The organism is Methylosarcina fibrata AML-C10 (genome assembly GCF_000372865.1).
Lineage (GTDB): Bacteria > Pseudomonadota > Gammaproteobacteria > Methylococcales > Methylomonadaceae > Methylosarcina > Methylosarcina fibrata.
Genome location: NZ_KB889965.1, coordinates 2,544,015 through 2,566,049, shown reverse-complemented (window position 1 = coordinate 2,566,049; position 22,035 = coordinate 2,544,015). Strand labels below are relative to the sequence as shown.

Here is a 22,035-nt window from a genome sequence, read left to right as displayed (position 1 = left end):
TTGCTCCGGCGCCTGGGAGACGCGGTATGCATCCCGCCACTTGCGAAGCCGGAAAGGCTTCCCCGGCCTCAGTCGAAGGCACAAGCTCGCAGGAACGGGATTAAAACGTCATCGGACCGGATCAACAAAACAGGCTGTCCCACAAACTGTCCACTTTTTTGATTACTTCCTCGGTCATTGCAATGGGCTTGCCCCATTCGCGGCTGGTTTCCCCCGGCCATTTGTTGGTGGCGTCGAAGCCGACCTTGGAGCCCAGACCGGAGACCGGGGAGGCGAAGTCGAGGTAATCGATCGGGGTGTTTTCCAGGACGGTCAGATCGCGGGCCGGGTCCATCCGGGTCGTGATCGCCCAGATCACGTCCTGCCAGTTGCGTACGTCGACGTCGTCGTCAACGACAATGACGAACTTGGTGTACATGAACTGGCGCAGGAACGACCAGGTGCCGAACATGACCCGTTTCGCATGGCCGGCATACTGTTTCTTCATGCTGATTACGGCCATGCGGTACGAGCAGCCTTCCGGCGGCAGATAGAAATCGGCGATTTCCGGAAACTGTTTCTGCAGGATCGGTACGAACACTTCGTTCAGCGCGACGCCGAGAATCGCCGGTTCGTCGGGCGGACGGCCGGTGTAGGTGCTGTGATAAATCGGGTTATGACGCTGGGTGATTTTCTCGATCGTGAACACCGGAAATTCGTCGACTTCGTTGTAATAGCCGGTATGATCGCCGAATGGGCCTTCGGGCGCGGTTTCTCCGGGATAGATAAAGCCTTCGAGCACGATTTCGGCGCTGGCCGGAATCTGTAGCGTGGTATTGCTCAGGCAAGCCGCGACCTCGGTCTTGCCGCCCCGCAAGAGACCGGCAAAGGCGTATTCGGAAAGGGAATCCGGCACCGGCGTGACCGCGCCGAGTATCGTGGCCGGATCGGCGCCCAGCGCGACGGCGACCGGAAACGGCGTGCCCGGATGCGCTTGTTGCCATTCCCTGAAATCCAGAGCGCCGCCGCGGTGTGTCAGCCAGCGCATGATGACCTTGTTTTTGGCGATGACCTGCTGCCGGTAAATGCCGAGATTTTGCCGCTCTTTATAGGGGCCGCGAGTAATGACCAGCGGCCAGGTGATCAACGGCGCCGCATCCTCGGGCCAGCAGGTCTGGATCGGGTAATTGCCCAGATCGATCTCGTCGCCTTGAAATACTTCTTCCTGGCAGGGCGGATCCTTGACCGGCTTCGGCGCCATGTTCAACACCTGCTTGAATACCGGAAACTTCTCGAAGGCATCCTTCATGCCTTTGGGCGGTTCGGGCTCTTTCAGGTAGGCCAGCAGCTCTCCAATGCCGCGCAGTTCGCCGACCGATTCGGCGCCCATGCCCATCGCCACCCGATGGGCCGTGCCGAACAGATTGCCCAGCAGCGGAATGCCGTATCCCTTCGGGCGTTCGAACAGCAGGGCAGGGCCTCCCTTTTTTAAGGTGCGGTCGCAGATTTCGGTCATTTCCAGATACGGATCGACCGGAACCGAGATCCGTTTCAGTTCGCCCTGCTTTTCAAGTTGGGCAATGAAGTCGCGCAAATCCTTGTATTTCATGCCGCGATGCCGTTGTGTCTGAGCAAGGCGTCGATGGTCGGCTTGCGTCCCCTGAATTTCACGAAGAGGTCCATGGCCTCTTCGCTGCCGCCTTTTTCCAGGATATTGGCCAGAAACGCGCTGCCGGTGTCCGGATCGAAGATGCCTTTTTCCTCGAACAGCGAAAAGGCGTCGCTGGACAGAACTTCCGCCCATTTGTAGCTGTAGTAGCCCGCCGCGTAGCCGCCGGCGAAAATATGCGAAAAGCCGTGCGCGAAGCGGTTGAATGCGGGCGACTGCACGACGGCGACCTGCTCCCGGACCTGGTTCAGGATTTCGTAGATGCGGCCGCCCTTGTCGGGATCGTAATCGCGGTGGATGCGGAAATCGAACAGGCTGAATTCCAGTTGCCGGACCATCTGCATGCCGGCCTGAAAGTTTTTCGCCGCGGTCATTTTGTCGAACAGAGCGTCGGGCAGCGGTTCGCCGCTGCGGTAATGGCCCGACATCAGCGCCAGCGCGTCTTTTTCCCAGCACCAGTTTTCCATGAACTGGCTGGGCAGTTCCACGGCGTCCCATTCCACGCCGTTGATGCCGGAGACGCCGAGATGATCGACCTTGGTCAGCATGTGGTGCAGGCCGTGGCCGAATTCGTGAAACAGCGTGGTGACCTCGTCATGGGTTAAAAGCGCCGGGTCACTGCCGGTCGGCACGGGTTCCGGACCCGTTAGCGCACTCACGCCTTCCCTGGCGATCGACGCCACGGATTCCCGATCCGTTGGCGCACTCACGCCTTCCCTGGCGATCGGCGGAGTGAAGTTGCAGGTCAGATAGGCGACCGGGGTCTGTACGGCGCCGTCGATGGTCTTGCGTCCGACGCAATCGTCCATCCAGGCGCCGCCGCGTTTTTTCGGGCGCGCGTACAGGTCGATGTAGAACTTGCCGCGCAATTCGCCGTTTTGATCGGTGATCTCGAAGAACCGGACGTCGGGATGCCAGGCGTCGAAGTCGTGAATTTCGGAGATGGTCAGGCCGTACAATCTCTCGACGACCGCGAACAGGCCGGGCAATACCTTGGTTACCGGAAAATAGGCTTTTACCTCTTCTTGCGATAATTGATAGTCATGCTGGCGCATTTTTTCCGAGTAATAACCGATGTCCCAGGGCTGCAAATCGGCGGTACCGTAATGAACCCGCGCGAATTCGCGGAGCTCGGCCAGGTCGCGGCGCGCCTGCCGCCAGGACTTGTCGGCCAGATCTTCCAGAAAACTCATGACGTCGTCGGGCGTTTCCGCCATTTTGGTGGCCAGCGACAGTTCGGCGTAATGGTTGTAACCCAAGAGCCGGGCTTTTTCGTGGCGCAAGGCCAGAATCTTTTCCATGATCTCGCTGTTGTCCCAGCGGCCCGCGTGAGGTCCCTGGTCGGAAGCGCGGGTCGTGTAGGCCTCGTAATGCTCGCGGCGCAGTTCCCGGTTGTCGGCATAGGTCATGACGGCATGGTACGACGGGAATTGCAGCGTGATCATCCAGCCTTCCAGGCCGTTCTGTTCGGCGGTCTGCCGGGCCTGGGCCAGCGCCGATTCGGGCAGGCCGGTCAGTTCCAGTTCGTCGGTAAGCAGTTTTGTCCAGGCATTGGTGGCATCCAGGACGTTTTCTTCAAACCGGCTGGCCAGGCTCGACAATTCCTGGCTGATTTCCTTGAAGCGCCGCTTTTTTTCGACGACCAGATCGATGCCTGACAATCTGAAATCCCGCAGCGCGTTCTGAATGATTTTCTTTTGAGCCGTATCCAGAGAAGGGTACTCGTCGCTTGCGGCGATGGCCCGGTAGGCTTTGAACAAGTCTTCGTTCTGCCCCATTTCGGTTGCGTATTCGCTGAGTTTCGGCAGACAGGCGTTGTAAGCCGCCCGGAGCGCGTCGCTGTTGACCACCGAGTTCATATGGCTGACCGGCGACCAGGCCTTGTTGAGCTTGTCTTCGATGTTCTCTATCGGTTCGATTAGATTCTTCCAGGTGTACCGGTCGGTCGCCTTGAGCTGCTGTTCGACTACGGCGCGAGCTTCGGCCAGAAGTTGATCGATCGCGGGTTCAACGTGTTCCGGACGGATTTGCGAAAATAAAGGCAAAGGGGTATCGGTTAGTAAAGGGTTCGTCATGGAAGGGTCCTGATATAAATAACTCTCGAAGCCGGGTATCGGGATAAATACAAAAGTTCGACCGATTTTCCCCGGCAAAATTTCAAGCTGTTCGGGCTAAGTCGTCCTGAGTCTGAACGGCGCCTGGGCGGCTATGATATCATGAGGGCAATCAGGCCGAAGGGTTTCCGGCATCGAAAAATAGAGCGGTGCCCGATAGGCGGTCATGCCAGGCCCGCCGGTGCGGGTCGATCAGGATCCAGACAAAACCGAGCCCGCAGGCGGCCACGGAAAGCAGCGCGGCGGCAAAGCGCAGGCAAGCTTGGCTCCAGCCGATGGGTTTTCGGTCGCAGGTCAATACTTTGATTTTCCAGGCGCGCATGCCCAAGGTCTGGCCGCCGTGAGTCCAGAACCAGGCATAAAACAGAAAGCTGACCGCCAGCAGATAAAGCGGATAAAAATACTGGGTTGACGAGAAAGCCTCGCCGTTGTTCAACGGCAGGACGATCAGAGTGGCGGCGAATAACAGGGCAAGTAACAAAAAGAGGTCGTAAACGATGGCCGCCAGCCGGCGAAGAAAACCAGGCGCCGAATCCGGAACGCCGCCTGATTTCAGGGGATTATTCGAATGCGGACGTGACAATTATTCTTTAAAGGCGGCTACTTTTTGACCGAGATACATACAGCAGACTGCAAGGCCGCCGAGCATCAGCAAGGAGAAAAGAAAAGGAGGGCGGTGGAATAGCAGAATCAGAAAATCCACAACGAAAATGCTGGTGACGAGAGGGTGGTCGATAAAGCCGTTGATAATCTTTTTGTACATAACAATCTCGTTTCGCACGCGTGAAGGCGTGAAGGTAATGAAAAAATCGCCTGATCCTGTTGTCTAATCGAACGTCTGTTTGATCAGGATGACTTGTGTAAATGCAGTTATCAATTTTACTATATACCGCGACTCATTGTAAAAGAATCGTGGCGTTTGGGCTAAAATGCGCGGAATGTTATGATTGACGCTATTTGAATTCAACCTGGGGATTAAGGTCATTTTAAACTTTTTTAAAAATCTTTTTAAATCGGCTGAAAACGAGACTGAAGCCGAAGTCTTGGAGCCAAGGATTTATGCGCGCTCCGAACATTGCATTTCCCGCAGTCAGATCAGCGAAAATGCGCTGAAGGTGTTATACCGCCTGCAGAAGTCCGGATTCGAGGCGTACCTGGTCGGCGGCTGCGTGCGCGATCTGCTGCTGGGGCGGGAACCCAAGGATTTCGACGTGGTCACCGATGCCGACCCCGAACAAATCAAAAAGATCTTCCGGAACTGCCGATTGATCGGCCGGCGGTTTCGTCTGGCGCACGTCTATTTCGGCCGGGAAGTAATCGAGGTTGCCACTTTTCGCGGCTCGGGAGAAGAGCAGAGCGACGAGCAGATGCAGGACAAGGAAGGACGCCTTCTTCGGGACAACGTGTACGGCACGATCGACGAGGACGTCTGGCGCCGTGATTTCACCGTCAATGCGCTCTATTACAACATCAAGGATTTCTCGGTGGTCGATTATACCGGCGGCATGAACGATCATAAAGCTGGTATTCTCAGGCTGATAGGCGATCCTGAAACGCGCTTTCGGGAGGATCCGGTGCGCATGTTGAGAGCGGTGCGGTTTGCCGTCAAACTCGGGTTCAATCTGGATCCCGGCTGCCAGAAGGCCATCCATAAGGGCGCGGAATGGCTGTACGGCATTCCGGCCGCCCGGCTCTACGATGAAGTGCTGAAGCTGTTTTTGTCCGGATACGGCCTGCAGACCTTCGAAATGTTGAGGCAGTACGGATTGTTTCGGGTTTTGTTTCCCGAAACCGAGAGCAGTCTGTCGGTCGAGGAAAACGGCTTTCCCAAGCTGCTGCTGATGAAGGCCCTGGAAAATTCCGACAACCGGATCGGGGAGGGTAAAACCGTGACTGCTTATTTTTTGCTGGCGGCTTTTTTGTGGGAGCCGGTGCAGATGCGGACGGCGGCCAATCGCGCCCAGGGCCAGGACGATTACATGGCGTTTCAAAATGCGGTCGGCGAGGTTCTTTCCCGGCAAGTCAAAAGTACGGCGTTTCCTCGCCACATCAGTCTGGCCATGAGGGAAGTCTGGGGCTTGCAGTCCAAATTCAACGTGCGCACCGGCGCCAAGCCCGCTCGTTTATTGTCGCATCCCCGTTTTCGGGCGGCCTACGATTTCATGCTGCTGCGTGCCGAGACGGGCGGTGCGGACGCCGAAATGGCGGATTGGTGGACGCGGTTTCAGATGGCCGATGAAAACGAGCAGAAAAAAATGACGCAGCCGCCGCGGGGCGGGGGAAGAAGCAAGACCGGAAGAAAAAGGATGTACTCCAAAAAGACCCGCTCGGGGCCCGGAAAGAAAGAGGAGTAAAAGATCCCGATTCAAGGCCGGAATCGGAAGTTCCGTTTTTAATCAAAATTTCATGGATATCGGGTTGAATATGAATTTCTCGGCAGCGGGCGAGGTCATTGCTTTTATCGGATTGGGCAGCAATCTGGCCGATCCCGTGGCGCAAATCGGAAACGCGCGGGCTGCCTGCGCCGCTCTGACCGGAGTAAAAGAGGTGGCTTTTTCCGGCTTATACCGTAGTCCGCCGATGGGTCCCCAGGATCAACCCGATTACGTCAATGCCGTGATGGCGGTTGCGACCGAACTGGGTGCGACGGAATTGCTGCGCGCCTTGCAGGGCATCGAGCAGGATCAGGGGCGGGTTCGGACGGGCGAGCGCTGGGGCGCAAGAACGCTGGATCTGGATTTGCTGATTTATGGCGATCGAAAGATCGACCAGGCCGATCTGACGGTACCTCATCCAGGTCTCGCCGAGAGAGCTTTCGTTTTATACCCGTTGTATGAAATTGCTCCCGCCCTGGTGGTTCCCGGCAAGGGCCCTCTTGTTGATTTAATTGCACATTGTCCATTGGATGGACTGAAAAGGATCGAATAAATGAATCAGTCCGTCAAAATGCTGACGATCAGAGACGTGTCGGCGATGAAGCAGCGGGGCGAAAAAATCAGTTGCCTGACCGCTTATGACGCCAGTTTTAGCGCGATCATCGACCAGGCGGGCATCGACCTGATGCTGGTGGGCGACTCGTTGGGCATGGTGATACAGGGCAGCGACGCCACCCTCCAGGTGTCCATCCGTGACATGGCGTACCATACCCGAGCGGTCTGCAAGGCTCGAAGACGGGCTTTTGTCGTTGCCGACCTGCCGTTCATGACGTATCCGACACCGCTCGTTGCTGCCCAAAACGCCGCCAAATTGATGCGGGCGGGCGCGCAAATGGTCAAGCTGGAGGGAGCCCGAACCGATTGCATCCGTTTTCTGGTCGATCAGGGCATCCCGGTATGCGGCCATCTGGGGCTGTTGCCGCAATCGATCAACCAGCTCGGCGGCTATCGGGTTCAGGGCAGGGAACCGGCCGATGCCGAAAAAATCCTGACCGAAGCCCTTCAGGTGCAGGAAGCCGGCGCCGCTCTGCTGGTGCTGGAATGCGTTCCTGCGGATCTTGCCGGAGAAATCGGCAAACAGCTTGCCATCCCGGTCATCGGCATCGGCGCGGGCGCCGACTGTGACGGCCAGGTCCTGGTGTTGTACGACATGCTGGATATCGGCATCCTCCGGCGGCCCCGGTTTTCGATGAATTTCATGAAAGGCGCGGCCGGGGTCGAGGAAGCGATTCGGGCCTACCGTCTGGCGGTCAAAGAAGGCCGCTTTCCTGCAGCCGAACACAGTTACTGAGCCGATGCAAACGCTTCATGCCGTATCCGAAGTCAGAGCGGCCGTTCGCGAATGGCGATTCGGCGGAAAGAGGATCGCTTTTGTGCCGACCATGGGCAACCTGCACCCGGGGCATTTGCGGTTGGTCGCCGAGGCTAAAAAAATAGCCGACCGGGTCGTGGTCAGCATCTTCGTCAATCCCACCCAGTTCGGCCCCGGCGAAGACTACGAAAGCTATCCCCGCACCGAGGACGAAGACCGGAACAAATTGAACGAAGCCGAGGCCGATCTGCTGTTTCTGCCTCCGGCGGCCGAAATTTACGCGCCGGATGCCAAAACGAGAGTGACTGTCGCCGGTTTGTCCCAAAGATATTGCGGCGCCTTTCGGCCGGGGCATTTTGACGGCGTCGCCACCGTGGTATGCAAATTATTCAATATCGTGCAACCGGATTGCGCTTTCTTCGGTCAAAAAGATTTTCAGCAATTGACGTTGATCCGGACCATGGTCAGGGATTTGAACATTCCTGTGGATATCGTTCCGGTAGAAACCGTGCGGGAAGCCGACGGGTTGGCCATGAGCTCGAGGAACGGCTATTTGAACCATGAGGAAAGGCATATCGCGCCCAGACTGTACCGGGCTTTGTGCGATGCGAAAGACGCGGTGCTGGCGGGCCGGGATTACGCCGAAATCGAACGGCAGGCGCAGGCTTTTTTACGGGAATCGGGATTCGATACCGATTATTTTGCTATTTGCCGCCGTAGCGATCTGGAGAAAGCCGGAAAAGACGACCTGGAACTGGTCCTATTGGCCGCGGCCAGGTTGGGCAAAACCCGTCTGATCGACAATGTCCGGTTCGACCGGTGAGCGAAGTTTTCGGCCGGGCCGGCCGGAAGTTGCCGGATTCTTGTTATTGAGAGATAATATAAGGTTCCTTTATACTGCTTATTTTTATATCGTTATTTATGCAAACCACGATGCTTAAAGCGAAACTGCACAGGGCCACCGTAACCCGCTCCGAGCTGGGTTATGAAGGATCTTGCGCTATCGATGGCAATATCCTCGATTTGTCGGGAATCAGGGAATACGAGCAGATACAAATTTACAACATCAATAACGGCGCGCGTTTTACCACCTATGCAATCCGTGCGGAAGAAGGGTCGGGCGTATTTTCCGTCAACGGAGCCGCCGCGCGTCTGGCCTGTCCGGGCGATCTGATCATCGTTTGCGCCTATGCGCTGTACGATCAGAAGGAACTGGCAAATTACCATCCTACCCTGATTTATTTTAACGAAAAGAACGAGGTATTGCGCACCGCCTCGTCCATACCAGTCCAGCCCGTGGCTGCGTGACCTTGCCGGCAGACCTGCCAGGTTTCAGAAACCTGGCAGGTCTGCCGGAAGCGCTCCTCTGCTGTTTGAGCCCGAGGCGCTTGCAGCCCGGCACGAACGGAACGCATTCCCTGCCGTTTTTCAGGCCAATGAAATACCATTCAATCACCGCCTTGCTGCTGATGATCGCACTGTCGTGCTATGCGCTGGGCTATGCCGGCGCCGGCTGGCTGGCGGTTGCCGCAGGTGCCGCTTTCGAGCTGTGGTTCTGGATCCGTCTTTTTTCTAATCCGTAAACAACGGCCTTAAACCGATCCGGTCGGCTCCGGGCAACGACTTTACGTCTGCGCCCGAAGTGGAAATTGCAACTGGAGCTCATTTATAATCGTTGCCGACCCGGCCCGGACGATTTTCATGTTTATCCTGCACAGCTCCAATAAAACCGAAAACCTGCTCGCCCATCTGTGCGCGGTCGTCGAAAATGCGCCGTTGTCCTCGCCGTTTGCCAAAGAGACGTTTCTGATTCAGAGCCAGGGCATGGAACGCTGGCTTTGCCAGCAACTGGCGAGCCGGTTCGAGGTTTTCGCCAATTTCGAGTTTCTGTTTCCGGCCCGGTTTTTCAGCGATCTGGCGGAAAAGATGGCGCTGTCGCTGTCCGATTCGGCTTTCGACAGAGACCGGATGCTCTGGCGGATGGAAGCCGCGCTGCGCCGCCTCGACGAGCCCGAATTCGAGCCTTTAAGACAGTATTTCACCGGCGGCCAGGCTTCCTTGAAACGATTTCAACTGGCCCGGCAACTGGCTCAGATTTTCGATCAGTATCAGATCATGCGGCCCGATATGCTGGCGGAATGGCGGGAAGGGCGCCTTTTCTATCGCGCCGAAGCCGAATCGTGGCAAATGCCTCTGTGGCGGAAAATAACCGCTGTGCTAGGCGACCGGCATCGCGGCGAGCTGTGGCTGGACGTGATTCGGCATTTGCACGAAGCAGACCCCGACGCCTACAGCGAGCTGTTGCCGGAGCGGATTTCGGTATTCGGGCTCAACACGATGCCGCCCTTGTTCTTGAACTATTTGCAGGGACTTTCCCGCCACTGCCAACTGCATCTTTTTTTGCTGAATCCGGCCGAGGCTTACTGGGCCGATCTCTCCGGCAAAAAGCAGCGGATTCTCGAGGAAAATCTCCTGGGTCATCCGTTGTTGTCGTCTTTGGGGCAGCAGGGCCGAGAATTCCAGGAAATGCTGCTGGAGCAGGCGCAGTTCGATTTCGAACCGGCCAGTTTTGAACTCAATCAGGCGCAGAACGTGTTGCAGCATCTGCAAAACGACATTTTGAACAATTCGGCGGACCCGCGGCCTCTCGAACGCGACGGTTCGATCAGCGTTCACTCCTGTCATTCCCGGATGCGCGAAGTCGAGGTGCTGCGCGATCAGTTGCTGATGGTTCTGGAACAGGATGCCTCGCTGGAACTGCGCGACGTCGTCGTGATGGCGCCGGATATTGAGGTGTATGAACCGTTTATCTCGGCAGTCTTTCACGACATTCAGCATGCGGTGGCCGACCGCAGCCTGCGCCTGACCAATCATGCGCTGGATGCCTTCATCGTTTTCCTGAATCTCAGCCGGAGCCGTTTCGGCTGGCAAAGCGTCCTGGATCTGCTCGACCGGCCGCTGGTCTATGCCGGATTCGGACTGACCGAAACCGATCTCGATCTGATCAGGCATTGGATTCGGGAAACCCGGATTCGTTGGGGCAAGTCGGCGCAACACAAAAAGGAATTCGGCCTGCCGGAACTGGGCGAGAACACCTGGCAGGCGGCGCTTGACCGGCTGCTGATGGGCTATGCGGTCGGCCGCGACGACGAATTCGTCGACGGCGTCCTGCCTTATCCCGAAATCGAAGGCTCTTCGGCGCTGGCTCTGGGCGGATTGTGCGATTTTATCGAGCTTTTGTTCGAGGCCTGTACAGAGTTCAAACAGCCCGGAACGCTGGCGGACTGGAGCAAAAGACTCTTTTATTATGCCGAACGGTTACTGGCGGCGGCAGATCCTCTCGAACTGAAGGAGCTCTATGAGCTCCTGGCGGGACTGTCGGACGATATGGCGCCCGTCCATCACGACGACGTGGAGCTTGCCGTGATAACGGCCTGGCTGGAGGGCATCCTGGTGGAGCGGAAGTCGGCCAGCGGCTTTCTTCGCGGCCAGTTGACCTTTTGCTCGATGTTGCCGATGCGTTCCATTCCTTGCCGGGTGATCGCCCTGCTGGGCATGAATCAGGGCGAATTTCCGAAAATCGAACGCCATCCGACGTTCGATTTGCTGGCGCAGCACTTTCGGAAAGGCGACCGTTCGCGGCGGGCGGATGACCGCTATCAGTTCCTCGAAATTCTTCTGGCGGCGAGGGAGCGGTTGATCGTGACGTTCGTCGGCCAGTCGTTCGGCGGCAATGAAATCATTCCGCCGTCGGTGACGGTCAGCGAACTGCTGGAAGTGCTGGAGCAAAGTTACGGACTGACCGGTTTGATCACGCGCCATTCCTTGCAGTCTTTCAGCTACCGCTATTATGACGGATCCACGAACTTGTTCAGTTTTTCCGAGACCGGTCTGGAAACGGCCAAGGCGCTGTCGGCAAGGGGTCGAACGCCCCCGGTTTCGGAAGCCTGGTGGCCGGGCGGCCAACAAGACCAGAAAGACCGGGCGCTTGTCGACGTCATCGAGCTGAGCGAGCTGTTCAGTTTTTTCCAGCATCCGCAGCGCTACTTCATGCGCAGACGGCTGGATTTGTATTTCAACGGCATTGAAGCCCTGGCCGAGGAGCGGGAGCCGTTTGCACTGGACAGGCTCGAAGGCTACGCGCTCGATCACGAATGGATCCGGGAGAAATTAAGCGGCCGCGAGCTGTGTCTCGGAAAAATCCAGGCGCAGGGCCGATGGCCGCCGGGAACCGTCGGGGATCTGGCGTTCGTCCGTCAGCAGCAATTGCTGGATCCGTTCGTCGAACGCATCAGGGCGCTCCGGTCGGGCGACCTGATGATCGATCTGCCGGTGGATCTCCAGCTCGACCAGTGTCGCCTGGTCGGCAGACTCGGCCATCGCTACGAGCACGTCAACCTGCTGTACCGCTACGCCGAACTTAAAGGCAAGGATTTATTGAGCGCCTTGCTGCATCATCTGGTCGCCAATCGGCTGGAGCCGCGCACCACCGTCCTGCTCAGCATCGACGATCAATTGGTATTGACGCCGGACATGGCCGAGGCCGAATTTCTGGCGCAATGGCTGGATCTTTTCCGGCGAGGGCTGCATCAGCCCGATGCGTTTTTCGTCGAGGCGGCCCTGGCGTACGTCAAACAGGCTTACAAACTGAAAAAAGGGAGCCGGAGCTCGAAATCTCCGCTGGACGCCGCCAGGGAGTGTCTGGCGCAGGCTTGCGATCAGCCCTACGAACCCGAACTTCGGCGTCTGTATGCCCATGCGACCGATTCTTCCGCGATTTTGGCGGATTCATTCGAAGAGACCTGTCAAACCTTGTTGCAGCCGGTATGGGAGGCCACCCACGATTGACGGCCAAGCTGCCCGCTTTGAAATACCCGGCGAGTAATGGCCGATGGCGGAGGTCTTTTCGGGCGCATTGCATCCTTGGTCCGTTCTCTGTATTCTGCACGGTATGCAAATTCATTTGATCTCAATAGGAAACCGTATGCCCCTCTGGGTACAACAGGGTTATCAGGATTACGCCAAGCGCATGCCCCGCGAATGCGAACTGCTCCTCAAGGAAATCGCACCGGGCAGCCGCGGCAAGAACAGCGACATCGCCCGAATCGTCCGGGACGAAGGCGAAAGAATGCTGCAGGCCGTTCCGTCGGGAGCCCATCCGGTAGCGCTGGATCTGGCAGGAAAAACCTGGTCGACGGCCGAATTGGCGGAAGCGTTGAAACGCTGGCTGGAAAGCGGGCAACACATAGCGCTTCTGGTCGGAGGCCCTGACGGCCTGTCGGAGGCCGCAAGACGCAGCGCCCGCGAATCCTGGAGCCTGTCCCGGCTGACTTTTCCTCATCCTCTGGTGCGAATTATCGTGGCCGAACAGATCTACCGGGCATGGAGTCTTCTGCACCATCATCCGTATCACCGCTAATGGCGCCCAGAATCATTCTGGCTTCCGCTTCTCCGCGTCGGCGGGAACTGTTGGACCAGATCGGAGTCCGTTATAAGGTTTTGCCGGTCGACATCGACGAATCGCCTTTTCCCGGCGAGTTGCCGGAGGCGTATGTCCGCCGAATCGCGGCCGAAAAGTCGGCCGCCTGCCTCGCGCGTTGTGGAAAGCCGGATTTGCCGGTCCTCGCGGCGGATACCGCAGTGGTTTTGGGCAACCGGATCATGGGCAAGCCCAGAGACCGGGAGGACGCGCTCGCCATGTTGCGCAAATTGTCGGGCAAAACCCACCGGGTCTACAGTGCGGTGTCGATCCGGGGGCGCCGGCACGCGCAAGCGCTCAACATCACCGAGGTGACGTTCAGAGATATGACCGAGCAGGAAATACTGGCCTACTGGCAGAGCGGCGAGCCACTGGACAAAGCCGGCGGCTATGCAATTCAGGGGCTGGGCAGCGTCTTCGTGAAATCCATCCGGGGCAGTTTCTCCGGGGTCATGGGCTTGCCTTTATTCGAGACGGCCGAACTGTTATCTCAACAAGGGATAGAAATTTTTTGAATGAGTGAAGAAATTTTAATCAATGTGACGCCGCCCGAAACCCGGGTGGCCGTCATCGAGAACGGGATCCTGCAGGAACTGATCATCGAACGCACCCGGCAGCGGGGGCTGGTCGGCAACATCTATAAAGGCGAAGTGTGCCGGGTGCTGCCGGGGATGCAGGCGGCCTTCGTCGACATCGGCCTGCCCCGGGCGGCCTTTCTGCATTTGTCCGACTTGTGCAGCAAGGATCTGGAAAAAAAAGGCTCGGAGAACATCGAGCATTATTTGTACGAAGGCCAGCACATCGTCGTGCAGGTGGTCAAGGATCCGATCGGCAGCAAGGGCGCCCGCCTGAGCACCGAAATCTCGATTCCTTCCCGCTATCAGGTGTACATGCCTTACGCGAACAATTCCGGGGTTTCGCATAGGATCGAATGCGAAGAAGAGCGGGTGCGCCTGAAAGCCTGCCTCGACGCTTTCCGGGAAGAGTTCAAGTGCGGCGGTTTCATCGCGCGCACCGCCGCCGAATGCGTCGACGAATCGGTGCTGATCGCCGACATGACCTTCCTGCTCAAGCTGTGGGGTTCCATTTCGGCCAAGATTGCCAGCGCCAAAGCCAAGCAATTCATTCACAAGGATCTGCCGCTCAGCATTCGCACGCTGCGGGATTTGTACAAAGAAGGCATCGATCGGGTCCGGGTCGACTCGACCGAGACTTACCATCGCCTGGTGGAGTTCGCCGAGGTGTTCGTGCCCGAGATCGTGCCGGTCATCGAACATTACACCGGCGAATGTCCGGTGTTCGACATCTATAATGTCGAGAATGAAATCCAGAAAGCACTGGACCGCAAGGTCAAATTGAAGTCGGGCGGCCATTTGGTGTTCGACCAGACCGAAGCGATGACCACCGTGGACGTCAATACCGGCGGCTACGTCAGCGGCCGCAATCTGGAAGAAACCATATTCAAGACCAATCTGGAAGCGGCCCAGGCGATCGCCCGGCAACTCCGGCTCCGAAATCTCGGCGGCATCATCATCATCGATTTCATCGACATGCAGAGCGAGGACCATAAAAAACAGGTACTCCAGGCTCTGGAGCGCAATCTCGAAAAAGATCACGCGAAGACCAAGATTACCGAGGTGTCGGTGCTGGGCTTGGTCGAAATGACCCGTAAAAGAACCCGCGAAAGCCTCGAACATATTCTTTGCGAGCCGTGCAGCGCCTGCGGCGGCCGCGGCGTTCTGAAAACCGCCGAAACCATGTGCCTGGAAATATTTCGGGAAATCATCCGGGAGGTCCGGCAATACAAGGTCAAGCAATTGCTGGTGCTCGCTTCCAACGAAGTGGTGGAAATGCTGCTCGATGAAGAAGCCGACATGCTGGCCGAGCTGGAAGCATTTCTGGGCGTCCAGATCAAGTTCAGGGCCGAGGCGGAATACAATCAGGAACAATACGACGTGGTGCTTTTGTAAGGAACGATCAATAAAATGAACGGGGAGGAAATGTCCTTGCCGCTCCCCGCCTGAATTCCGAACCGTATTGATGATCCATCATTTTACCCGGGCAACGCGCCATCTCGTTTTCTGGAGCCTGATCGCAACAGCGATCGGGATGACCGGCATCCGCCTGACCCTGATCGGGATCGAAGGTTATAAAACCCGGCTCGCCGCCCAACTCGGCGAAGTGCTCGATGCGCCGGTCAGCATCGGCCATTTGCGGGCGAAAATGCGAGGATTCAGTCCGGAGCTGGTGCTTTCCGATATCGACATCGCTTCCGCCTTCGCTGCCGATAAAACCGCCGTGGCATTGAAGGAAATTCGGGTGGGCATCGATTTAGGGGCCGTCCTGTTCAACAGGGAGTTGCTGGCTTCCTCATGGATAACACTGGTGGGTGCCAGGCTTTCGATCATTCGCAAAAGCGACGGCACCCTCGCCATCGCCGGGCTCAAGGCGGGCGACGCCAAACCGCTGTGGCTGCTGGAAGGAAGGCAATACGAATTGCTGGACAGCGAGATTATCTGGCGCGATGAGCAAAAGAAGGGGCGGGCGCTGACTTTCAAATCGGTCGACATGGCGCTGATGAATGAAGGCCGGCGTCACCGGATCAACATCCTGATGCGCCTGCCGAAGAAATACGGCGACAGGCTCAGGATTTCGCTGGACATGGACGGCGACCTGCTGGCGTTGTCCGATCTTCACGGCCGAGCCTACATCGAGGGCCGAGGCATCCAGTTGCCCGAATGGAGCGGCATGGAATTGCCTTCGGCTATTTCCATCCGGTCCGGCAAAGGGAATTTTCGGGTATGGGGCGAATGGCAGCCGTTCGGGCTGGCGTCGGTGGCCGCCATCGCCGAACTGGAGGACTTATCGCTGCATCGTCCGGATGCCGAACCGCTGACCGCGAAACATCTGAACAGCCGGTTTCGGCTGAACCTGACGGACTGGCGGTGGCGGCTTGACGTCGGCCAATTTTTGCTGGAAACACCGGCGTCTTCCGGCGGTGCCGGCCAGTCCTGGCCGGACGCCGTTTTCAGTCTTTCGGGATGGCGCGGAGCCCATCCGGTGCGTCATCTTGCCTTTCATGCCGGACAACTCGATCTGGAAGAAGCCGGTCGGATCGCCCGCTTTCTTGTTCCGGCCTCGGAAGAGCAGGGAAAATGGATCCGGCAGGCGCAATTGTACGGCCGGCTCCAGGATTTTTCGCTGTTTGCCGTTCCCGATGACCGTGTGTTCGCCGTGAACGGACAGTTTTCGAATTTGAGCCTGGCGCCGACGGCGTCCTTCCCCGGGCTGAAAAATCTGAGCGGCCGGATTCGGGGCGATCAGACACAGGGCACGGTGCGCCTGGCCGCCAGCAAGGCCGAATGGTTGTCCGACCTGTTTCGGCAGTCTTTGGCGCTGGATCGGGTGCACGGGGAGTTAAGCTGGCGGCAGACTGAAACGCACTGGACTGTTTCGAGTCCGTTGCTTGAGCTGGATTCGTTGAGCTTCAAAAGCAGGAACCGTTTGCGCGTGGATTTTCCCAAAGGCGGCGGCGACGTTTTTCTGGACCTGCAAAGCGCTTTCTCGATGGAAGAGGCCGGCCAGATCTCGCGTTATCTGCCGGCAAAAATAATGCCCGCCGCCGCGGTCGACTGGCTGGATCGGGCTTTCCGTAAGGGACGGGTGAGCGACGGCGGTTTGCTATTCTACGGCAAACCGAAGGATTTTCCCTTCAAGGACGGCTCGGGAGTCTTTGAAACCCGGCTTCATCTGGATCGTTTGGACCTCGACTACAGTCCGTCATGGCCGCCGTTGCACGACGTGAGCGGCGAAGTGTCGTTCGAAGGGGAGGATCTGGGCGTTTCTCTGTCGGGAGGGCGCAGCGACAATCTGATCATCCGGCAGGCCGAAGTGGCGATTCCGTCGCTGAGCCGGAGCGGGCAATTGCTGATTCGGGGCGAAGTGGAAGGAGGCGTCGATCAAGCTTTAGGTTTTTTACAGCAAACTCCGCTCCACACCAGGGTCGATACTCTATTACAGGCCACGCGCCCGGAAGGCGCTACCCGGATTAAACTGGATATAACAATTCCTCTGCTGGCCGAAGCGGACGTGCAAGTGACAGGTTCCGCGCAATTGACGAATGCAAAATTATGGGTCAATTCGTTGGGTTTGCCGGTCAGCCAGGTCAACGGCTTGCTTGAGTTCGACGAGCACGGCATCCGCGGCGATGCCATCGAGGCCCACGCCCTGGGCCATCCGATAAAAATCGGTATTAAAAGCCCCGGCTGGCAAACGCTGGTCGACGTGACGGGGCTTGCCGGTATCCGCGAACTTCAGGCTCAGTTCAAAATGCCCTGGTGGCACATGGCGGAGGGAGAAACCCGCTATCGGTTGCAGTTGCGTCTGCCTTACGACGAGGGCTTGCCGGAGTTGTACGTCGAATCGGACCTTCAGGGCATCGCTCTGGATTTACCCGCGTCCTTGAGCAAAACTGCCGAACAACGGAAAAAGCTGTCGTTGACGTTCAACCTGGCCGACCGGAATTTGCTGCCGGTCATGATCGATTACGACAATAAACTCAAAGTTGCGGTCAAAATCGATATTGCCAAGCAAATCCTCTACTCGGGACGGATCCTGCTGGGCAAGGGAGAACTGTTTCATCGGCAAGAACCGGGCGTGGCGCTCGAGATCAATCAGGAAAAACTGGCCATCCAGGATTGGGTGGCCTTGTCGTTGGCGGGCGGTGACAGGAACGGCGCCTTCGACGACGTCAAGGAAATTCTTCTCCACGCCGGCCAGGCGGTCTGGCAGGACTCCGGACTCGGCAGCCTCGATCTTAAACTGAAAAGGGAAGGAGATTACTGGAACGGCAGCCTGAACAGTGCGTTTGCCAACGGCACGGTCAAATTGCCTGTGGCTCCGAAAAGCGGCGGCCTGATTACGCTGGATCTCGACCGGCTCGAACTGTCGGCGTTAACCCGGTTTCAGGCGAAAGAGAGTAATGCGGCTTTGTCCGAAGCGTCCGATTTTTTTCCTATGCTGTCGGTCATCTCTAAAAACACCTTATGGAAAGCGGAGCCTTTGGGCCGGTTGTTGCTGGAAACGGAACGCAGGCCGAACGGTCTCAATTTCAAGCGGATCGAACTGACCGGAGCGGATCAGCGATTGGTCGCTTCCGGTAACTGGAGCCTCAAGGGCAACCAGTCGCTCACGGAGGTCAATGGGACTCTCGAATTGCTCAAAGGCGGCCGGCTGTTTTCAAAGCTGGGCATCAGTAACGATCTGGTCGAAACCCGCGGTAAAATCGATTTCGACTTGCGCTGGCTGGCGCCGCCTTACGGTTTTTCGCTGAGAGAATTGCAAGGCCGGCTCGATACGGATTTGAAAAGCGGCCGCATCCTCAGCATCGAGCCGGGATTCGGCCGGTTGCTCGGTTTTCTGGCCATGGCGCAATGGATTAAACGGCTGCAGCTTGATTTCAGCGACGTCTTCAAGGAAGGGCTGAGCTTTAACAGCATCAAAGGCCGTTTCGAGCTGTCCAAAGGCAAGGCGGTCACCCATAATCTGGTGGTCGATGCGATTCCCGCTAAAATTACGCTTTCGGGCAACACCGACTTGATCAATCGCACGGTCGACCACATTGTCGACGTCACGCCGAAAAGTGCCGAAGCCTTGCCTATTGCTGGTACAATTATGAGCAAGGTGGCTGCCTTTGTCGCCAAATCGCTGACCGGAGCCGAACATCAGGGATTTTTCTTCGGTTCCCAATATCTGGTGCAGGGCAGTTGGGACAACGTGCAAATCAGTTCGCTGCACGAAAACGATGGAATATTACAGAAAACCTGGGACGGAATTACCGATTTTCCCTGGCTTAATCCACAGGACCCGAAATAAAGAGAGATCATATGAGTAGATGCGCTGCCATACAAATGGCGTCCAGTCCGAACGTCAGTTCCAACCTGTTGGAAGCGGAAAAGCTGATCGCCGAAGCGGCCAACGCCGGCGCCAGGCTGGTGGCTTTGCCGGAAAACTTCGCGCTGATGGGCGATCATGAACTGGATAAAATCAGGATCAAGGAAGTTGACGGCACCGGCCCGATTCAGAGTTTTTTGTCCAACGTGGCCAAAAAATACGGCGTGTGGGTCGTCGGCGGCACCATGCCGATCAGCGGCACCGACGACAACAAAGTCAGGGCGGCCTGCCTGGTTTACAACGACTCGGGCGAGCGGGTGGCGCGCTACGATAAGATGCATTTGTTCGACGTCAGCGTTCCCGGCACCAACGAAGTCTACCGAGAATCCGACTCGATCGAGCCCGGAACGGGACCGGTGGTGTTCGATACGCCTTTCGGCCGGGTGGGCCTGGCGGTCTGTTACGACTTGCGCTTTCCCGAATTTTTCCGGGCTCTGGTCGCGATGGGCATGAAAATTCTGGTGATACCGTCGGCGTTCACCTCGGAGACCGGCGCTGCGCATTGGGAAATATTGCTGCGCGCACGGGCCGTGGAAAACCTGTGTTACGTCATCGCGCCGAATCAGGGCGGTTTCCATCTCAACGGCCGCAGGACGTTCGGCCACAGCATGATCGTCGATCCTTGGGGCGTGGTGCTGGATTGCTATAAAACGGGCAGCGGTTTCGTTTCGGCGGAAATCGATTTCGAGCGGCTGGAAAAAGTGCGCTCGGCCTTTCCGGTGCTGAATCATCGTCTATTCTTTTGCGAATAATCGATGCGATTCTACTTAAAACCTGTGCTTGTCTCGTTGTGCCTGGTTTCCTGCGGAACCGTCGAAGATCCGCATTACCGGGACACCTCCAGACTGGAACTGCCTCCGAACTTACAACCCGGCCGGGAGTCTATTCAACAGAAAACTTCCGACGAAGAGGGCGTGATCAGGGACAACGACGGCCGGAAAGGACTGGGTTCCCTGGTATCCATGAACACTGCCGAGCCGCCGGCGCTGAAGCTTGAACAGCCTTTCGACGTTGCCTGGAACACCCTGGCGTCGGCCTTCCGGCAAAGCCAGCTTGAAATCCGGGATCGGGACCGCGATAAAGGGCTTTATTATGTCGAGTTCGATCCGGACGACTACGTTCCCGAGGATGCATCGGTGTGGGGCCGGATGGGAAATCTTCTGGCCGACGATTACAGCAAGGCGGTCTACGTGCTGACGGTAACCCGGGAAGACGGCAAAACGGCGGTTACCGCGGCCAAGGCCGGCAGCGCCGAACAGGGAGGCCTTGCAGGAGCCATGGATGAAAAGGAAAAGCCGGACGGCGCCGAACGGCTGTTGTTGTTCCTTTACCGGAAGCTGCGCGACGGCTGGACCGAGAAAGAGTGAGCAGGACGGAGGCGGACGAATGGCGCACGAACGAGACCTGGCGGTTGGGCCGTGCAGGTTTTTTGATGAACTTAAATTGACGATGCGATGGAATTAATCAATATTGCAAGACAGGCGATACTGGCGCCTGCCGGAATCGGGGACGGCGACATCGAAACCGTGATGAGCCGCTTGCTCAGTTCAAGGCTCGATGCGGCGGACATCTATTTTCAGTCGAGCCATGCCGAGTCGTGGCTGCTGGAAAGCGGCATCATCAAGGACGGCAGCCATAACATCGCCCAGGGCGCCGGCGTCCGCGCCGTGGCGGGCGACAAGACCGGTTTTGCCTACAGCGACATGATCGAACTGCCTACCCTGCTGGAAGCGGCCAACAACGTCAAGGCCATCGTCAGGCAGGCCCAGATGGCCCGCATCGGGGTGAGGGCGCCGGCTATTCGGCCGCACTATTACGAGCCGTTGAATCCGCTGAAATCGCTGGCCGACCAGGAAAAAATCGATCTGCTGCGCCGGATCGACACGGAGACCCGGAAGCTGGACCCGCGGATCGAAGAAGTGATCGTCAGCCTGGTCGGGGTTCACGACACGATACTGGTGGTCAACCACGACGGCTCGATGGCCGCGGATGTACGACCTCTGGTGCGTTTGAACGTCAGCGTGATCGTTTCTGAAAACGGCAAACGGGAGCAGGGCAGCATGGGCGGCGGCGCCCGAAGTGATTACGGTTTTTTCCTCGATCAGGAGAAGGGCCTGGCCTACGGGCGTGAAGCCGTCCGCCAGGCGCTGGTCAATCTGGAGGCGGTGGCCGCGCCGGCCGGCAGCATGACGGTCGTGCTGGGGCCTGGCTGGCCCGGCATTCTGCTGCATGAAGCGATAGGGCACGGCCTCGAAGGCGACTTCAACCGCAAGGGCACTTCCGCGTTCAGCGGCCGGGTCGGGCAGCGGGTGGCTTCCGATTTATGCACCGTGGTCGACGACGGTACCTTGTCGGGGCGCCGGGGTTCGCTGAGCATCGACGACGAAGGCACGCCCACCGAAAAAACCGTCCTGATCGAGAACGGCATCCTGAAAGGCTACATGCAGGACAAGCTCAACGCCCGGCTGATGGGCGTCAAACCGACCGGCAACGGCCGGCGCGAATCCTACGCCCATGCGCCGATGCCAAGGATGACCAACACGTACATGCTGCCCGGCGCGCACGATCCGGAAGAAATCATCCGCTCGGTCGATAAAGGCTTGTTTGCAAAAAATTTCGGCGGCGGCCAGGTCGACATCACCTCCGGGAAATTCGTCTTTTCCGCCAGCGAGGCCTATCTGATCGAAAACGGCAGGCTCACTCGTCCGGTCAAGGGCGCGACCCTGATCGGCAACGGACCCGACGTCCTGACGCGGGTGTCGATGGTCGGCAACGATCTGGAACTCGACAGCGGCGTCGGCACTTGCGGCAAGGAAGGGCAGAGCGTTCCGGTCGGCGTCGGGCAGCCGACGTTGAAAATCGACGGCCTGACCGTGGGCGGAACCCGCGTCTAGATGAACTTCGCTTTTTCTCATTCTTATCGAAAAACGGCGGAGTTGTCAGTGCGGTACTTAATAGCGCTTGTGAACGTATCTTTCCGCCGTTGAACGGGTCTACTCCTCAGGATATGATCAAAAATAACTTCCTTAACCAAAATCATAGGATAGAGTGTGCTGAACAAAGTGAAGCGCATCGGTGCGCCTCCTATGCTTTAA

At 57.6% G+C, this 22,035-nt stretch carries 18 protein-coding genes; 14 read left to right on the top strand and 4 right to left on the bottom strand.

Annotated features, from left to right (window positions below; translation table 11 throughout):
- Positions 1-121: 121 nt before the first annotated feature.
- The 4 genes from ubiD to A3OW_RS0112050 form a co-directional block, all read right to left on the bottom strand.
- Positions 122-1,588, bottom strand: coding sequence for a 4-hydroxy-3-polyprenylbenzoate decarboxylase (gene ubiD / locus A3OW_RS0112065; protein ID WP_020563697.1), 1,467 nt, complete (start codon positions 1,586-1,588; stop codon positions 122-124).
- Positions 1,585-3,723, bottom strand: a complete 2,139-nt coding sequence (locus A3OW_RS0112060) for a M3 family metallopeptidase (protein ID WP_020563696.1) — start codon at positions 3,721-3,723, stop codon at positions 1,585-1,587. Before A3OW_RS0112060 ends, ubiD begins: the two co-directional genes overlap by 4 nt.
- A gap of 151 nt (positions 3,724-3,874) precedes the next feature.
- Positions 3,875-4,345, bottom strand: coding sequence for an RDD family protein (locus tag A3OW_RS0112055; RefSeq protein ID WP_020563695.1), 471 nt, complete (start codon positions 4,343-4,345; stop codon positions 3,875-3,877).
- Positions 4,346-4,525: a hypothetical protein gene (locus tag A3OW_RS0112050; protein WP_020563694.1), complete on the bottom strand. Its 180-nt coding sequence runs from the start codon at positions 4,523-4,525 to the stop codon at positions 4,346-4,348.
- 184 nt (positions 4,526-4,709) lie between these two features.
- On the opposite strand from A3OW_RS0112050, the gene pcnB reads away from it, so the two are divergent.
- From pcnB to tldD, 14 genes are all read left to right on the top strand, one after another.
- On the top strand, positions 4,710-6,116 hold the full coding sequence (gene pcnB, locus A3OW_RS0112045; protein ID WP_020563693.1) for a polynucleotide adenylyltransferase PcnB: 1,407 nt from the start codon (positions 4,710-4,712) through the stop codon (positions 6,114-6,116).
- 70 nt (positions 6,117-6,186) lie between these two features.
- A complete protein-coding gene (gene folK / locus A3OW_RS0112040) occupies positions 6,187-6,690 on the top strand; it encodes a 2-amino-4-hydroxy-6-hydroxymethyldihydropteridine diphosphokinase (RefSeq protein ID WP_026223536.1) in 504 nt (167 codons plus the stop codon).
- Positions 6,691-7,488, top strand: a complete 798-nt coding sequence (gene panB / locus A3OW_RS0112035; RefSeq protein WP_020563691.1) for a 3-methyl-2-oxobutanoate hydroxymethyltransferase — start codon at positions 6,691-6,693, stop codon at positions 7,486-7,488.
- A gap of 4 nt (positions 7,489-7,492) precedes the next feature.
- Positions 7,493-8,332, top strand: a complete 840-nt coding sequence (panC, locus tag A3OW_RS0112030; protein ID WP_020563690.1) for a pantoate--beta-alanine ligase — start codon at positions 7,493-7,495, stop codon at positions 8,330-8,332.
- Positions 8,333-8,430: 98 nt separating this feature from the next.
- A complete protein-coding gene (gene panD, locus A3OW_RS0112025) occupies positions 8,431-8,817 on the top strand; it encodes an aspartate 1-decarboxylase (RefSeq protein WP_020563689.1) in 387 nt (128 codons plus the stop codon).
- A gap of 128 nt (positions 8,818-8,945) precedes the next feature.
- Positions 8,946-9,092, top strand: a complete 147-nt coding sequence (locus A3OW_RS28305; protein WP_198291316.1) for a hypothetical protein — start codon at positions 8,946-8,948, stop codon at positions 9,090-9,092.
- 118 nt (positions 9,093-9,210) lie between these two features.
- Positions 9,211-12,357: an exodeoxyribonuclease V subunit gamma gene (gene recC / locus A3OW_RS0112015; protein WP_020563687.1), complete on the top strand. Its 3,147-nt coding sequence runs from the start codon at positions 9,211-9,213 to the stop codon at positions 12,355-12,357.
- A gap of 103 nt (positions 12,358-12,460) precedes the next feature.
- On the top strand, positions 12,461-12,928 hold the full coding sequence (gene rlmH / locus A3OW_RS0112010) for a 23S rRNA (pseudouridine(1915)-N(3))-methyltransferase RlmH (protein ID WP_026223535.1): 468 nt from the start codon (positions 12,461-12,463) through the stop codon (positions 12,926-12,928).
- Positions 12,928-13,503, top strand: a complete 576-nt coding sequence (locus tag A3OW_RS0112005) for a Maf family protein (protein WP_020563685.1) — start codon at positions 12,928-12,930, stop codon at positions 13,501-13,503. The genes rlmH and A3OW_RS0112005 overlap by 1 nt, the downstream gene beginning before the upstream one ends.
- Entirely contained in the window at positions 13,504-14,958 is a 1,455-nt protein-coding gene (rng, locus tag A3OW_RS0112000; RefSeq protein ID WP_020563684.1) for a ribonuclease G, read from the top strand.
- A 70-nt stretch (positions 14,959-15,028) separates the two neighbouring features.
- Entirely contained in the window at positions 15,029-18,862 is a 3,834-nt protein-coding gene (locus A3OW_RS0111995) for a YhdP family protein (RefSeq protein ID WP_020563683.1), read from the top strand.
- An 11-nt stretch (positions 18,863-18,873) separates the two neighbouring features.
- On the top strand, positions 18,874-19,692 hold the full coding sequence (locus A3OW_RS0111990; protein ID WP_026223534.1) for a carbon-nitrogen hydrolase family protein: 819 nt from the start codon (positions 18,874-18,876) through the stop codon (positions 19,690-19,692).
- Positions 19,693-19,695: 3 nt separating this feature from the next.
- On the top strand, positions 19,696-20,307 hold the full coding sequence (gene bamC, locus A3OW_RS0111985) for an outer membrane protein assembly factor BamC (protein WP_020563681.1): 612 nt from the start codon (positions 19,696-19,698) through the stop codon (positions 20,305-20,307).
- Positions 20,308-20,394: 87 nt separating this feature from the next.
- On the top strand, positions 20,395-21,834 hold the full coding sequence (gene tldD, locus A3OW_RS0111980; protein WP_020563680.1) for a metalloprotease TldD: 1,440 nt from the start codon (positions 20,395-20,397) through the stop codon (positions 21,832-21,834).
- Positions 21,835-22,035: the final 201 nt, after the last annotated feature.